This window comes from Arthrobacter sp. zg-Y1219 (assembly GCF_030125545.1).
In the GTDB taxonomy this organism is placed as follows: domain Bacteria; phylum Actinomycetota; class Actinomycetes; order Actinomycetales; family Micrococcaceae; genus Arthrobacter_B.
In genome coordinates, this window is record NZ_JASKLY010000019.1 from 98529 (window position 1) to 112777 (window position 14249).

The following is a 14249-nucleotide window of genomic DNA, read 5'->3' on the forward strand; positions in this document are numbered from 1 at the left end:
TATGCGAATAACTGCGTTTCTTGCCAGAGCAAACCTCTGGATAGGGGGTTGTTCTTGCCGCAGAGTGGGTAACACAGCAGGAATTCACCGGTCGAAACGGCCGGCGAGGCAGGAAAAAACTTCCAAGGAGACGTTCCCATGACCCAGGACCAGAACACCGCCCGCACCGCCGAGCAGCTCACTTCCGAATGGGCTTCGGATCCACGCTGGGCCGGCATCACGCGCGATTACACGGCCGACGACGTCGTTCGCCTCCGCGGGCGCGTTTCCGAAGAGCACACCCTGGCCCGCCGCGGCGCCGAAAAGCTGTGGGACCAGGTGCGCAACGCCGGCGACACCGGCTACACCAACGCCCTCGGCGCCCTCACCGGCAACCAGGCCGTGCAGCAGGTCAAGGCCGGGCTGAAGGCCATCTACCTCTCCGGCTGGCAGGTCGCCGCCGACGCCAACAACTCCGGCCACACCTATCCGGACCAGTCCCTGTACCCGGCCAACTCGGTCCCCACCGTGGTCCGCCGCATCAACAACGCCCTGCTGCGCGCCGACCAGATCGAGTTCGCCGAAGGCATCTCCACCGTCGAGGACTACCTGGTGCCGATCGTCGCCGACGCGGAGGCAGGCTTCGGCGGCCCGCTGAACGCCTACGAGCTGATGAAGTCCATGATCCAGGCCGGCGCGGCCGGCGTTCACTGGGAGGACCAACTGGCCTCGGAGAAGAAGTGCGGCCACCTGGGCGGGAAGGTGCTGATCCCCACCGCCCAGCACATCCGCACCCTGAACGCTGCACGCCTGGCAGCCGACGTCGCCGGCACGCCCACCGTGGTCATTGCCCGCACCGACGCCGAGGCCGCCACGCTGATCACCTCCGACGTCGACGAGCGCGATGCCGAGTTCATTGTCCGGGAAGACGGCAAGCCGGTACGCACCGCCGAAGGCTTCTACAAGGTCCACAACGGCATCGAACCCTGCATCGCCCGGGCCAAGGCCTACGCCCCCTACTCCGACCTGATCTGGATGGAGACCGGCACCCCGGACCTGGAGCTGGCGCGGAAATTCTCCGAGGCGGTGCGCTCGGAGTTCCCGGACCAGATGCTCGCCTACAACTGCTCGCCGTCGTTCAACTGGAAAAAGCACCTGGACGACGACACCATCGCCAAGTTCCAGCGTGAACTCGGCGCCATGGGCTTCAAGTTCCAGTTCATCACCCTGGCCGGCTTCCACGCCCTGAACTACTCGATGTTCGACCTGGCCCACGGCTACGCCCGCAACGGCATGAGCGCCTACGTGGAACTGCAGGAAAAGGAATTCGCCTCCGAATCCCGCGGCTACACCGCCACGAAGCACCAGCGCGAGGTCGGCACCGGCTACTTCGATGCCATCGCCACGGCACTGAACCCGAACGGCAGCACCCTGGCCCTGGCCGGGTCCACTGAGTCCGCCCAGTTCCACTAACCCCGGACCTTCACCTCCCCCTTCCCCCACCCTCGCTGCCCCCTCCCATCCCCTCACCCACTCCCCCGCGAGATGGCAGAAACTGCACGTACCAGCCCTGGGAAGAGCAGTTTCTGCCATCTCGGCGGTCCCTCAGCACCATCCCCCAGTCTTGAAAGATCCCGAAGGAGAACGCCATGAATGACCCGATCACCCTGAACGGAATATCCCTCACTGCCCCCGTTGTGCGGCGGCAGGAGGAAATCCTCACTCCGCAGGCATTGGATTTCGTCAAGGCGCTGCACCGGGCCACGACCAGCCGCCGGCAGGAACTGCTCCAGCAGCGCCAGACCCGGCGGCAGCAGATCTCCAACGGGGCAGACCCGACCTTCCTCGCCGAAACCCGGCACATCCGCGACGACGATTCCTGGCGGGTGGCGCCCACGGCCCCCGGCCTGGAAGACCGCCGGGTGGAAATCACCGGTCCGGTGGACCGGAAAATGACCATCAACGCGCTGAACTCCGGGGCCAGGGTCTGGCTGGCCGACATGGAGGACTCCTCCACGCCGTCGTGGGCCAACGTCATCAACGGCCAACTGAACCTGCGCGACGCACTGGACCGCAGGATCGACTTCACCTCGCCCGAGGGCAAGGACTACAAGCTGCAGGGCGCCACCCTGGCCGACCTGCCGACCATCGTGGTGCGGCCCCGCGGCTGGCACCTGCCGGAAAAGCACATGCTGGTGGACAACACCCCGATTGCCGGCGGCATCGTGGACTTCGGCCTGTACTTCTTCCACAACGCCCAGCGCCTGATCTCGCAGGGCCGCGGCCCGTACTTCTACCTGCCGAAGATCGAGAACCACCTCGAGGCACGGCTGTGGAACGACATATTCGTCCTGGCGCAGGATCTGCTCGGCATTCCGCAGGGCACCATCCGGGCCACGGTGCTGATCGAGACCATCACCGCAGCCTTCGAAATGGAGGAAATCCTCTACGAACTGCGGGACCACGCCGCCGGCCTCAACGCCGGCCGCTGGGACTACATCTTCTCGGTGATCAAGAACTTCCGCACCCGCGGACCCCGGTTCGTGCTGCCGGACCGGAACCAGGTAACCATGACCGCCCCGTTCATGCGGTCCTACACCGAGCAGCTGGTGCGGGCCTGCCACCGCCGCGGTGCGCACGCCATCGGCGGGATGGCCGCGTTCATCCCGAACCGGAAGGACGCCGCCGCCAACGACGTCGCCATGGAGCGGGTCCGCGCCGACAAGACACGGGAAGCGCACGACGGCTTTGACGGTTCCTGGGTGGCTCATCCGGACCTGGTTCCGGTGGCCATGGAGGTGTTCGACGGCGTACTCGGCGAGCGCCCCAACCAGCTCGGGCGCAGCCGGGAGGACGTGGTTCCCAACGCGAAGGCCCTGCTGGACATCGCTTCCACCCCCGGCATCATTACGGAGGCCGGCATCCGCAGCAACATCGAGGTGGGCATCCGCTACATCGAATCGTGGCTGCGCGGCAACGGCGCGGCGGCGATCAACAACCTGATGGAGGATGCCGCCACCGCGGAGATCTCCCGTTCCCAGATCTGGCAGTGGATCCACGCCTCGGCGGTCACCGACGAGGGCGAGATCATCACCCACGACTGGGTGGAGCACCTGGTGGACGAGGAGTTCACCGCCCTGCAGCGCTTCGACGGCGACCGCTTCAACGACGCCCGTGAGCTGTTCGAGGAGGTGGCGTGCGGGGAGCACTTCCCCACCTTCCTGACCGTGCCGGCCTACGCCCGCTTCCTGCACGAGTCGCAGGAGCTCGCAACCGTCTAGCCATACCCTCCCCGGAAGCGAGGTTCAGGGCCCGGCGCCGGCAACGGCGTCGGGCCCTGCTGCAAATGCGCAACACGGCACCGGCGTAACATGGATAGGCCGCTTGTTTGGCTTGCCTCTCCAATTCCAAGGTGTGTTTACTCAGATGTCCTCCTTTACCCAGGCCTTGGCCCGTGGGCTGAATGTCCGGCATATCCGGTTCATGGCGCTCGGCTCCGCGATCGGCACCGGCCTCTTCTACGGCTCCGCCTCGGCGATTCAGTCTGCCGGCCCGGCCGTCCTGCTGGCGTACATGATCGGCGGAGCCGCTGTGTTCCTGGTCATGCGGGCGCTCGGCGAAATGGCCGTGCGGCACCCGGTGTCCGGATCCTTCGGGCAGTATGCCAGCCGCTACCTCGGCCCCTTCGCCGGATTCATCACCGGTTGGACGTTCGCCTTCGAAATGGCCATCGTTGCCATTGCCGACGTCACCGCCCTGGGCATTTACATGGGGTTCTGGTTCGCCGACGTGCCGCGCTGGATCTGGATCCTTGCCGCCGTCCTGCTGATCTCGGCCCTGAACCTGATGAAGGTGAAAGTCTTCGGGGAAACCGAGTTCTGGCTGTCCATCGTCAAGGTGGCGGCCATCATCGCCATGATCGTGGGCGGCGCCGCGATTGTGGTGTTCGGCTTCGGCCTGCCCGACACGGCGAACCCCGGACTGGAGACCATGCTGGGCTCCGGCGGCTTCTTCGCCAACGGCTTCTGGGGCCTGCTGGCGTCCTTCTCCATCGTGATGTTTGCCTTCGGCGGCATTGAGACCGTGGGCATCACCGCCGGCGAGGCGGACAACCCGAAAAAGGCCATTCCGGCGGCCGTCAACACCGTTCCGGTGCGCATCCTGCTCTTCTACGTCTGCGCCCTCGGCGTGCTGATGATGATCTTCCCGTGGCAGGACATCGACGGCGCAACCAGCCCGTTTGTGCAGATTTTCGATTCCCTTGGCATCCCTGCGGCGGCCCACATCCTCAACGCCGTGGTGATCACCGCCGCCCTGTCCGCGATCAACTCCGACATCTTCGGAGCCGGCCGCATGCTGTACGGGCTGGCGCAGCAGGGCCAGGCACCGGCGTCGTTCGCGAAAATCTCCCGCAACGGCGTGCCCTGGATGACCGTTGCCACCATGGCGGGGGTGCTGCTGGTCGGCGTCGTCCTGAACGCCCTGCTGCCCGAGAACCTGTTCAAGATCATCGCGTCAATCGCCACCTTCGCCACCGTGTGGGTGTGGCTGATGATCCTGCTCTCGCACATCGCCATGAAGCGCGAAATTAAGCGCCGCGGGCTGCCGGCCTCCGAATTTGGGGTGCCGTTCTGGCCGTTCGCGTCCTATGCGGCGCTGGCCTTCATGGTGTTCATCGTGGTGCTGCTGGGCATCATGCCGGACACCCGGGTGGCCCTGGTGGTGGGCATGATCTGGATCGGCCTGCTCTTCGTGGCGTACCGGATCTGGGTGCGCGGCAACGGACGCGTCCGGGCCGAACTGGACGACGAGACTGGCGTGCCCTGGCCGGCCGCCGGCGAGGACCCGTCCGCTGCGGCCCGAGCCGCGCAGGCCTCCGGGAATGCCCCGCAGCGCTTCTAGGTTGCACCCGGCATGAAGGTTGAAATCTGGTCTGACATTGCCTGCCCCTGGTGCTACATCGGAAAGCGCCGCTTCGAAGCCGCGCTGGCCGGTTTTGAGCACCGCGACGACGTGGAGGTCACCTGGCGCAGCTACCAGCTTGATCCTTCCCTCCCCGAGCACTACGACGGCACCGAGGTGCAGTACCTGAGCGAACGCAAGGGGATCGACCCGGCGCAGTTGGCCGGGATGCTGGAGCAGGTGACCGAGCAGGCAGCCGGCGTTGGGCTGAACTACGACTTCGGGAAGCTCGTGGTGGCCAACAGCTTCCGGGCGCACCGGCTGATTCATCTGGCCCGGGCCGAGGCGGGGACCGCTGCGGCCGACGCCGCCAAGGAGGCCCTGCTGTCGGCCCACTTTGAGCAGGGGCTGGACACCGGCAGCGCCGACGTGCTGGCGGAAATCGGCAGCCGGGTCGGGTTGGATCCCGAGCGGGTGCGGGCAGTGGTGGCCACCGATGAGTACACGGACGCCGTGCACCGGGACTTCGCCGAAGCGCGGTCCCTGGGCATCAGCGGTGTGCCGTTCTTCGTGATCGACCGCAAATACGGCATTTCCGGAGCCCAGCCTGCGGAACTGTTCGCCCAGGCACTGGACACCGCATGGGCGGAAGCGCAACCGCTCCGGATGGTCACCCCGGCGGCAGCGTCGGCGGACGGACCGGCCTGCGGCCCCGAGGGCTGCTAGCCCAGCCGGCTGCTAACTCTCCAGCTGGCTCAGCCGGCAGCAGTCTCAGCCGGCTGCCGGCGGAGACGGCGTTTCCGACTGCCACGGGCAGCTCATCGGCCCGGTGGCGGCGGTTGACACCTTGTCAACCGGCACCAGCGCCGTGTATCCGGAGCCGAGCACAACGTCCACGGAGGCATCCGCCCGGGCGTCCTGCACGTACTGGGTTCCCGGGATCTGCTGCTGGAGGGTGAAGGCTGCCGCTTCTCCGCTGGGGCCGGACGTGATGATGGCGGTCATGCCTTCGCGGTTCACCGTGCTGTTGCCGACGGTTCCGCGCTGGAATCCGCGTTCGGCGAGCGCATCGGAAACCTGTGTTGCCAGCCCCTGCGTCGGCGTCGTATTGAAGACGTTGACGGTCACCGTGTCCGGCGGCTGGTAGGTGAACGGGCCGGCGGGGCACTCGGTGGAGGCTGTCGGCGCCGAGCTGGGCGTCGACAGGACAATCCAGCCCCGCAGGACGGCCACGCCAAACAGCACCCCGAGCAGGAGGACAAACACCAGGAATCCGATGACGATCCGGTGCCGCAGGCGCCGGCGGCGGGCGATCCGGACCCGTGCCGCCTCGTCGGCCTCGGGATCGAAGACCGCTCCGAGATCGTCTTCAGTGACAATCCGGTGGCCGTGCCATTCGGTGGGATCACTTTTCGCGGTCCGGTTCCGGTGGCGTACCGCCGGAGGCTGGTCAGTCATCAATCACCAGGACGCGTGCATGAAGGATGGTTCGCTGGTGCAGGGCCGTCCGAACGGCCCGGTGCAGTCCGTCTTCCAGGTACATGGTGTCCCTCCATTGCACGACATGCGGGAAAAGATCTCCGAAGAAGGTGGAGTCCTCGGCCAGCAGTGCGCCAAGATCGAGGGTGCTTTTGGTGGTCACCAACTCGTCGAGCCGCACCTGCCGGGGAGGTACCGCTGCCCAATCCTTGGGTGTTACGTATCCATGGTCAGGGTAGGGGCGTCCGTCGCCAACAGCTTTGAAGATCACTTATACAGACTAAAGAAGATCCGCACCCTTTGAAACAGCGGGCCTCGGCGGGGCGTCCGCTTTCCGTTACATTACGGCCACGGCCACAGCGCCGCCGCAGCGGCGTCCCGGACACCCGCATGGCCCTCCGACCTGTGCAAATGCGCTGCCGGTCGGGCGGCAGGCGGTTTTCGGGCAGGCCGCGTTCAGTGGAATACTGGCCCTGTGACTTCTCCCCGCTTTGGCCTGCTGCTCGACGTCGACGGCCCGGTGGCCAGCCCGGTTTCCCGCTCGGTGCCTCCGGGCATCATTGCGCACCTCGTGCAGCTGGCATCGGCAGGCTGGCCCGTCATCTTCAACACCGGCCGGTCCGATGACTTCATCCGCAAGCAGGTGATGGAACCAATGATCGCCGCCGGGCTGTCCGCGGAGACCACCCTGCACGCCGTCTGCGAAAAGGGTGCCGTCTGGTTCTCCTTCACCGGCGCCGGACCCGGTGAGCCCCGGGTGGATTCCGCCCTCGCCCTCCCCCAGGCCTACGCCGACGCCGTCCGGGAGCTGGTTGCTTCCAAGTACCGCGGCCACATGTTCTACGACGAAACCAAGCGCGCCATGGTGTCCGTTGAACAGCACGTGGAGGTCGCCAACGCCGAATATCTCCGGGAGCAGCAGGACTTCGACGCCGATGCCCTGGCTCTGATGCGGAAGTCCGACCTGGGCGTGTGCCGGCTGGATCACCACGCACCGGACAGCGACGACTCGATCGACTACCGGATTGATCCCACCATCATTTCCACCGACATCGAAGCCCTGGGCGTCGGCAAGGACCTCGGTGCCCGGCGTGCCCTGTCCCTGCTGCAGGACGCCGGAACCGAGATTCCGCACATCTGGCGCACCGTCGGGGATTCCCGGACGGATTACGCCATGGCGGATGAGCTGCACGCTCTGGGGTACGACGTCGCGCACGTTGACGTCCGCCCGGCGGACGGTGTTCCGTCCAAGCCCTATCCGGTGCTGACCGCCGGGGACCGCATCCACGAAGATGCCGGCGGAGCCTATTTCGCGCGCTGGGCCGCCATGGCCGCCGGCGAGGCAGCGAACGACGACGGCGTGAGCTAGCTCGGCGGCTGGTGAAGCAGTTGCCGGCTTGCCCGGCGCACGGCAGCGGTCAGCCGGACCAGGCGCTCGGACTGAAGGGTCCAGGACTGCCAGTACAACTCGACGTCGTGGTGGGCGTGGGCATCGAGCAGCACCAGCCGCCCGTCGTCGAAGTCGGATCCGACCTGGAGCTCCGGGACCATTCCCCAGCCCAGCCCGGCCCGCACGGCAGCCACGAAGGCCTCCGAGGAGGGGACCGTGTGCATCGGCGGAAAGCGGGCCACACCGTGGGATGCAAGGAAGCTGCGCTGCAACTTGTCCTTCGAGTTGAACTGCAGCACCGGCATGGCACTCCAGTCCGGGCCGGCGCCCCCGGCAAACCGGTCCCGCAGCCCGGGGGCGGCGGCGGGGACGTAGCGCATGGCTCCGAGCCGCACGGCCCGGCACCCGCTCACCGGCACCGGGTCCGCGGTCACCGCTCCCAGCACATCGCCCTGCCGCAGCAACCGGCTGCTGTGATCCTGGTCCTCCACATGCAGGTCGAGGGTGGTATCCGCCCAGCCCGCCGCATCCGCGAGCACCGGCAGGAACCAGGTGGCCAGCGAATCGGCGTTCACGGCCACGGGCGTGGCGGTCGGCCCCGCGGACCCCGCACCCAGGGCTTCCCGGGCCTCGGACTCCAGCAGCTGCACCTGCCGGGCCAGGCGCAGCAGCGCCGACCCGGCGTCGGTGGGTGTGCAGGGCGCGGCGCGGCGCACCACGACCTGTCCCACTGACTTCTCCAGCGCCTTGATGCGTTGGCTCACGGCGGACGGACTGATGTGCAGCCGGTCCGCGGCCGCCTCGAAGGTGCCCTCGTCGATGACGGCGGCCAAGGCCCGCAGATGATCAAAGTTCATGAAGAAAATCTAATGCATGCGCACAATCTTTCGTTTGCCTGTATCAGGGCCGGGAACTAGCGTCGAAGCCATGTGGAGCATTTGGGGTACCGGACTGCTGACCGGACTGGGACTGATCGTGGCCATCGGGGCGCAGAACGCGTTTGTCCTGCGGCAGGGCATCCGCCGCGAACACGTCGCCGCGGTGGTGGTGTTATGCGCGGCGAGTGACGCCGTCCTGATCCTGGCCGGTACCGCGGGTATCGGCACCCTAGTTGACCGCTTCCCGCAGGTTCTCGATATCCTGCGCTGGGGCGGCGCGGTGTACCTGGCGTGGTTCGCAGTCAGGTCCTTCATGTCCGCGCTGAAACCTTCCGTGCTGACCGGGCAGGCTCCGCGTTCCCGCGGATCCGTCATCAGCACCACGCTGGCACTGACCTTCCTTAACCCGCACGTCTACCTGGACACCGTGGTCCTGCTGGGCAGCCTGGCCAACCAGTACGGTGAGGCGGCACGCTGGATTTTCGCTGCCGGTGCCGTTCTCGGCAGCATCCTCTGGTTCTCCGGTCTCGGCTACGGAGCCCGCGCCCTGTCCGGAGCCCTGAGCCGGCCGCGCACCTGGCAGGTGCTGGACCTGCTGATCGGGATCGTGATGCTGGCGCTGGCGGTAAAACTGGTCCTGGGCTGAGGCGCCGGCAAGCGTGAACCCCCGCGCCGCGAAGCTTCTGTCGCGCCGTAAAACCTCTGTACAGGCCCGCCGGTTCACCCCTACACTGGCCCGGACCCGATTGACCCGCCGCCACGCCACTGCCGACAGGACACCGCCACCCTCATGAGCCTCGCCACCAAATTCCTTGCCGGAGTACTCCTTGCCAACGCAGTGCCGCACGGGGTCAGCGCCGTTCAGGGCGCCCGGTTCCCCACCCCGTTTGCCAATCCGCCGGGCGTCGGTCTGTCCAGCCCCCTGGCGAACGCGGCGTGGAGCGCCCTGAACGCTGCCGGCGGCGCCGCCCTGCTGGGCCGGCCGGCGGCAGGCTACCGAGAACGTGCCTCGGTGGTGTCCGGCGCGCTCGCCATGACCTTCTTCCTTGCCTACTACTTCGGGAAGGATCCGGCCAAAGCCTAGGCCGCCGCCGCCGGCCGCTGCCCGGTCCGCCTGTGGCCGGCGGCTTACGCCTGCAGCGCCGGAACGTGCGTTGCGGTGGCCCAGCGCAGCAGTGAATACAGCAGCTGCGAGGCTCCGGGCATGAAACCCGAGCCGTGGTGATAGATCGGGTCCATGGTGGTCACCAGCAGGCGGGCCGGCTGGGTCACCTCATCAACATAGAGCAGGGCCCCTGATTCGGTGCCGTTCTCTTCCATGACCACCAGTGAGCGCGCGCCCTCCGGCGGATGCAGCAGGCCGTGGTGGTGCCAGGAGACCGCACGCTCCGTAAGGTACTGCCACATCGGATCCGCGGGCAGCCGCAGCCGGGTGCCGTTGTCCTCCCCGGTGCGCCAGGTCCAGAACACGGTGGGCCGGAAGGTGTAGCCCACGTTCGGCAGCCACCGCTCCACCTTGTTTTCGCCGAGGATGATGACCGTCTTGCCGGAATCCTGCAGCGCTTCGCGGATGGCCGGGGCGAAGCGGGCCAGCTGGCCCTGATGCAGCCGGTCCCCCACCAGGACCGCGTCCAGGTCAGCGAGCGCCGCCGGATCAGCGTCGGGAAGGTAGATGGACTCGAGCCGGTAGGGCTGCAGCGCCGGATCGGCCAGCGTCCGCAGCGCCGGGTAGGTGCCGCAGTGCAGCACCCCGATGCGCGGAGTGCTGCCGGCGGCCGCAATGCTGGTGTCGACGCTCATGCGCGGGCTCCTTCGATGCTGCCGGGCGGGGTGCTGTCGGATTTCGAGGCGCCGTCCAGCCAGGCGACCAGGTTCGGGCCCAGCTGCCGGGTGGAATACCGGTCGTCGCCGAAGCTCTCCAGATCGTTGCCGCCGTGGACCAGCACTTCCCCGGTGCCCAGCCGGTAGCTGTAGTCCAGGGGCAGGCGGTACTGGCCGATGCCGGTGACGGTGCGGGCGCCGTCGGGCAGGTCCAGGTGGTAGCCGCGCCCGTAGAAGCCGGCGACGCCGATTTCCTGCAACCGCTCGTAGCTAAGCGTGCCCGGCACTCCCGTGCGGTAGTGCAGGTCCCGGTAGTCCACGCCCTCCCAGACCGGATGCGGTGTCACGGGATGCGGCTGCACATCCCGGGGACCGCGGAACTCCAGCTTGCGCCAGGGCGCCAGTCCGTCGATGAACGGCCGAACGACCTGCCCGTTAACCAGCACCCGGCCGCCGTTGCGGACAAACCCGCTGAGCGCGGCCCGGTGCTTGATCAGCAGCAGGTGGTCGACTCCGCCGCCGATGATGAGGCCGTCGGCGTCGAGAATCCGCACCCGGGCGGCGTCGTCGTCGAGGTCATAGGCGTCCACGTCCTCCGGCGCACCGCGCCAGGAAGGATCGCGCTGGCCGCGCATCGGCGTATCGCCGATCAGTCGGAAAATCACAAAGGGTCCTTTCGAAATGGCAGTGCGTTGCCGGTTCTGGACGGCACGGGGCAGTCCTCGCGGCAGGAGGGTCCGAAGTCCGGCACCGCAATGACGCGGTCTCCGGACACCGTGCCCACCGTGGGGGTGCAGATGGGAAGCCCGTAGACCGCGGACAGGGCGGACCCTGTCAGCAGTTCCTCGGTGGGACCCCACCGGGTGTCGTCGCTGCCGACGAAAAGCAGCGCGTTGCGGGAGACGTGCAGGGCATGGTCGGGGTGGTGGGTGGTCATGATGACGCCCATCCCGTCGGCGGCGAGGCCGGACAGCACGGTCAGCACCCGGGACTGGTTGTGCAGGTCCAAAGCCGAGGCCGGCTCATCCAGGATCAGCAGCTCGGAGCCGGAGGCCAGCGCCCGGGCAATGAGCACCAGCTGGCGCTGGCCGCCGGAGAGCTCGGCATAACTGCGGTTGGCCCAGGCGGCCACGCCCACCCGTTCCATGGCGGCGTCCGCGGCGTCATGATCCTCCCGGCGCGGTGTCTGGTAGGCGCGCAGGTGCCGGCTACGGCCCATGAGCACCATCTCGGCAACGGTGAAGGACGTGCCGCCGGCCCCGTGGTCCTGCGGGACGTAGCCAATGGTGGTGCCGCTGGTGAGCTGCCCCTCGCGGGCGGTGAGCAGTCCGGACAGGCATTTGAGCAGGGTGGTTTTGCCGCGGGCGTTGGGCCCGAGGATGGAGAGGATCTCGCCCCGTTCCAAGCTGAACGCCAGGTTCCGGAACAGCCAGGGCCGGAGCCGCGAGTAGCGGAAGCCCAGGCCGGTGGCCTGCATCAGCGGCTCGGGGGCGGTGGATGCGGCAGCGACGGTCATTGCACTGCGCCTCTCTTCTGGGAACGGGCCAGCAACGCCACGAACACCGGGGCGCCGATGATGGCGGTGAGGATGCCCAGCGGCAGTTCGCTGCTGCTGAGCGAACGGCTGAGGGTATCGATGAGCATCAGGTAGGTGCCGCCGAGCAGCAGCGACGCCGGCAGCAGCACGCGGTGATCCGGGCCGACCCAGAGCCGGGCCAGGTGCGGAACCACCAGCCCCACCCAGCCGACGGCGCCGGCCACCGCGACGGTTCCCGCGGTCATCAGCGCGACGGCGCACAGCAGCACCACGCGGGACCGCTGCGGATTGACGCCCAGCGCCGCGGCGTCGTCGTCGCCCAGCGAGAGGACATTGAGGCGCCAGCGCATCGCCAGCACCACGGCTCCGCCGATCGCCACGGGAACGAGAGCGGTGAGGACCTTTGTGTAGCTGGCGGCGGCAATGGAACCGAGCAGCCAGTGCACGATCGAGGGCAGTTCGGAGTACGGGTCGGCGGTGTAGGTGATGAAGGAGACCAGTGCGTTGAAGAACGCCGCCACGACGATTCCGCCGAGGACGATCATCAGCATCGGTCCGCCGGCGCCGCCCATCCGTCCGAGCGCCAGCACGACGGCAAGCGCGGCCAGGCCGAAGCCGAACGCACCGCCCACCATCCAGCCGCCGGAGAGGCCGAGGGTCAGCACCAGCACGCCGCCGAAGGAGGCTCCCGCGGTGACGCCGATGATGTCCGGGCTGACCAGCGGGTTGCGGAACAGGGCCTGCAGGCAGGCGCCGCCCAGCGACAGGGCGCCGCCCACCAGGAAGGCCAGCAGGACGCGCGGCAGGCGCACGTCAAGGACCACTGTGGCTTCCTGGTCGGTCCAGGTCCGGCGCAGGAGCCCCTCGCCGCCTCCGGCGCCGAAGAGTGCGGTGGCTTCGTTGGCCAGGATGCGCAGGATTTCATTCGGCGGAACCCAGTACCGGCCGGCGGCCATGGAGACCAGGGCCACCGCGAGGAGGATCAGGACGCACAGCAGCAGGGCCAGCCGGTGGCTGCGGGCCGCCGGCCGGGCCGCCGTCGTCACCGTCGTCGTCGTCGTCGTGCCGGTGTCCGCCTCAGGCACTGAAGACGTCATAGCCGGCGCTTGCGCTGTTCAGGTCCAGCCGGAGGGCGGCATCGATCTGGGCCTCGGAAATCTCGTAGCCGTAGAGGTAGGAGATCTTCTCCGCAATGGCCGCGCGGAGGTTGTGCTGGGTGAGCTCGGGATGGAACAGCTCGGCTGCCCACTGCCACATCAGCGGCGACTCGGCACACGGCACTTCCCAGCGGTAGCCGCCCAGCGGAGCCTTGTAGACCCGGCGGTTGCGCACCGCGGACACGGAGGCCAGCGACTTGTCGGCGTACACCTCGGCCGGCGTGCGGGCATCAAAGCCGCCCAGCGTAATGACCTCGGGATCCCACTCGATGAGCTGCTCGGCGCTGACCACGTTCTCGGCGGAGATGTTGTCGGCGGCCATGTTCTGCCCGCCGGCCAGTTCCATCCAGTAGTGCATGTAGGCGGTCTTGTTCGAGGCCGAATAGCCGTCGCCGGACTGGCCCAGGTGGACCACGCGGACGGGAGTGGTGACGGAGGACAGTTCCCGCTGCAGCCGTTCGATCTCGGTGTGCATCCAGTCCACGATCTCCGTGCCGCGCTCCGGCTTACCCAGGATCGTGGCAAACAGGCCCACCCAGGTTTCCAGGTATTCCTGCGTGCCGTAGAGCAGGCAGACGGTCTTGAAGCCGGCGGTTTCCAGCGGCTCCACCAGCCCGTCGCCCTGGTCCGCCCACTGGAACACGACGTCGGGATCCAGGGCGGTGAGCGTTTCAATGTTCGGGGTGAAGCTGGACGGCGAAACGGTGGTGGTGGTCTTCGACTCCGGATACATCTCCCCGAACAGGCCCTGCCGGTTGGCCTGGACTGTCGATTCGTTGATTCCCACGATGCGGCCATAACCGCCGTCCACGGCGGCAAGCATCGACGGCGAGGGAATGACCGTGGTGGCGATCCGCTGCACCGGGGCGTCAAAGGACACCTGCACGCCGCGCATGTCAGTCACGGTGAAGCCTTTTGACCCGGCGGCTCCACCGGCCGCGGCGACGGTTTCGCGGGAGGAGCAGGCGCCAAGAGCGAGGGCGAGGAAGCCGAGGCCGGCTCCGCCGAGAAGGCTGCGGCGGGTGGTTCCCCGCGGGGTGTGGGAGTCGGACAACGTCGTTCCTATCGCTCGGAAGGTAAGGCTTACCTAAAACTGACCTAGATCA

15 protein-coding genes are annotated in these 14249 nt (G+C 67.7%); 7 read left to right on the forward strand and 8 right to left on the reverse strand.

Annotated features, from left to right (window positions below; all coding sequences use genetic code 11):
* Window positions 1–138: 138 nt before the first annotated feature.
* The 4 genes from aceA to QNO00_RS14805 all read left to right on the forward strand — a co-directional run bounded on the left by aceA (window position 139) and on the right by QNO00_RS14805 (window position 5607).
* Entirely contained in the window at window positions 139–1452 is a 1314-nt protein-coding gene (aceA, locus tag QNO00_RS14790) for an isocitrate lyase (RefSeq protein WP_229967850.1), read from the forward strand.
* A gap of 176 nt (window positions 1453–1628) precedes the next feature.
* Complete coding sequence (gene aceB, locus QNO00_RS14795) at window positions 1629–3260, forward strand: malate synthase A (RefSeq protein ID WP_284025043.1); 1632 nt, start codon at window positions 1629–1631, stop codon at window positions 3258–3260.
* Between the two features lie 145 nt (window positions 3261–3405).
* Entirely contained in the window at window positions 3406–4881 is a 1476-nt protein-coding gene (locus tag QNO00_RS14800) for an amino acid permease (protein WP_284025044.1), read from the forward strand.
* Between the two features lie 12 nt (window positions 4882–4893).
* Window positions 4894–5607 (forward strand): DsbA family oxidoreductase, encoded by a 714-nt coding sequence (locus tag QNO00_RS14805; protein ID WP_284025045.1) that lies wholly within the window; start codon window positions 4894–4896, stop codon window positions 5605–5607.
* Between the two features lie 45 nt (window positions 5608–5652).
* On the opposite strand, the gene QNO00_RS14810 is transcribed toward QNO00_RS14805, so the two are convergent.
* Together QNO00_RS14810 and QNO00_RS14815 are read right to left on the reverse strand one after the other, a co-directional pair.
* Entirely contained in the window at window positions 5653–6339 is a 687-nt protein-coding gene (locus QNO00_RS14810) for a LytR C-terminal domain-containing protein (protein WP_284025046.1), read from the reverse strand.
* Window positions 6332–6631, reverse strand: a complete 300-nt coding sequence (locus QNO00_RS14815; protein WP_104055710.1) for a type II toxin-antitoxin system VapB family antitoxin — start codon at window positions 6629–6631, stop codon at window positions 6332–6334. Before QNO00_RS14815 ends, QNO00_RS14810 begins: the two co-directional genes overlap by 8 nt.
* Before the next feature lie 204 nt (window positions 6632–6835).
* Between QNO00_RS14815 and QNO00_RS14820 the strand changes: the two genes are divergently transcribed.
* Window positions 6836–7729, forward strand: a complete 894-nt coding sequence (locus tag QNO00_RS14820; RefSeq protein ID WP_284025047.1) for a Cof-type HAD-IIB family hydrolase — start codon at window positions 6836–6838, stop codon at window positions 7727–7729.
* Here the strand turns inward: QNO00_RS14820 and QNO00_RS14825 are convergent.
* Complete coding sequence (locus QNO00_RS14825; protein ID WP_284025048.1) at window positions 7726–8607, reverse strand: LysR family transcriptional regulator ArgP; 882 nt, start codon at window positions 8605–8607, stop codon at window positions 7726–7728. The two genes, QNO00_RS14820 and QNO00_RS14825, sit on opposite strands and share 4 nt — an antisense overlap.
* 70 nt (window positions 8608–8677) lie before the next feature.
* Between QNO00_RS14825 and QNO00_RS14830 the strand changes: the two genes are divergently transcribed.
* Both QNO00_RS14830 and QNO00_RS14835 read left to right on the forward strand, forming a co-directional pair.
* Entirely contained in the window at window positions 8678–9274 is a 597-nt protein-coding gene (locus tag QNO00_RS14830; RefSeq protein ID WP_284025096.1) for a LysE/ArgO family amino acid transporter, read from the forward strand.
* A 144-nt stretch (window positions 9275–9418) separates the two neighbouring features.
* Window positions 9419–9712, forward strand: a complete 294-nt coding sequence (locus tag QNO00_RS14835; protein WP_284025049.1) for a hypothetical protein — start codon at window positions 9419–9421, stop codon at window positions 9710–9712.
* A gap of 44 nt (window positions 9713–9756) precedes the next feature.
* Here the strand turns inward: QNO00_RS14835 and QNO00_RS14840 are convergent, their stop codons facing one another.
* The 5 genes from QNO00_RS14840 to QNO00_RS14860 are packed head-to-tail and all read right to left on the reverse strand — an operon-like array spanning window position 9757 to window position 14197.
* Entirely contained in the window at window positions 9757–10428 is a 672-nt protein-coding gene (locus QNO00_RS14840) for a hypothetical protein (protein WP_284025050.1), read from the reverse strand.
* Window positions 10425–11114 (reverse strand): hypothetical protein, encoded by a 690-nt coding sequence (locus QNO00_RS14845; RefSeq protein ID WP_284025051.1) that lies wholly within the window; start codon window positions 11112–11114, stop codon window positions 10425–10427. Before QNO00_RS14845 ends, QNO00_RS14840 begins: the two co-directional genes overlap by 4 nt.
* Complete coding sequence (locus QNO00_RS14850; RefSeq protein ID WP_284025053.1) at window positions 11111–11965, reverse strand: ABC transporter ATP-binding protein; 855 nt, start codon at window positions 11963–11965, stop codon at window positions 11111–11113. Before QNO00_RS14850 ends, QNO00_RS14845 begins: the two co-directional genes overlap by 4 nt.
* Complete coding sequence (locus QNO00_RS14855; protein WP_284025054.1) at window positions 11962–13083, reverse strand: FecCD family ABC transporter permease; 1122 nt, start codon at window positions 13081–13083, stop codon at window positions 11962–11964. Before QNO00_RS14855 ends, QNO00_RS14850 begins: the two co-directional genes overlap by 4 nt.
* Window positions 13064–14197, reverse strand: coding sequence for an ABC transporter substrate-binding protein (locus QNO00_RS14860; protein WP_284025055.1), 1134 nt, complete (start codon window positions 14195–14197; stop codon window positions 13064–13066). The genes QNO00_RS14855 and QNO00_RS14860 overlap by 20 nt, the downstream gene beginning before the upstream one ends.
* Window positions 14198–14249: the final 52 nt, after the last annotated feature.

Coding starts and splice junctions, on each gene's coding strand:
- aceA (WP_229967850.1), top strand. CDS start 139: ATGACCCAGGACCAGAACACCGCCCGCACCGCCGAGCAGCTCACTTCC.
- aceB (WP_284025043.1), top strand. CDS start 1,629: ATGAATGACCCGATCACCCTGAACGGAATATCCCTCACTGCCCCCGTT.
- QNO00_RS14805 (WP_284025045.1), top strand. CDS start 4,894: ATGAAGGTTGAAATCTGGTCTGACATTGCCTGCCCCTGGTGCTACATC.
- QNO00_RS14800 (WP_284025044.1), top strand. CDS start 3,406: ATGTCCTCCTTTACCCAGGCCTTGGCCCGTGGGCTGAATGTCCGGCAT.
- QNO00_RS14825 (WP_284025048.1), bottom strand. CDS start 8,607: ATGAACTTTGATCATCTGCGGGCCTTGGCCGCCGTCATCGACGAGGGC.
- QNO00_RS14840 (WP_284025050.1), bottom strand. CDS start 10,428: ATGAGCGTCGACACCAGCATTGCGGCCGCCGGCAGCACTCCGCGCATC.
- QNO00_RS14830 (WP_284025096.1), top strand. CDS start 8,678: ATGTGGAGCATTTGGGGTACCGGACTGCTGACCGGACTGGGACTGATC.
- QNO00_RS14850 (WP_284025053.1), bottom strand. CDS start 11,965: ATGACCGTCGCTGCCGCATCCACCGCCCCCGAGCCGCTGATGCAGGCC.
- QNO00_RS14855 (WP_284025054.1), bottom strand. CDS start 13,083: ATGACGTCTTCAGTGCCTGAGGCGGACACCGGCACGACGACGACGACG.
- QNO00_RS14810 (WP_284025046.1), bottom strand. CDS start 6,339: ATGACTGACCAGCCTCCGGCGGTACGCCACCGGAACCGGACCGCGAAA.
- QNO00_RS14835 (WP_284025049.1), top strand. CDS start 9,419: ATGAGCCTCGCCACCAAATTCCTTGCCGGAGTACTCCTTGCCAACGCA.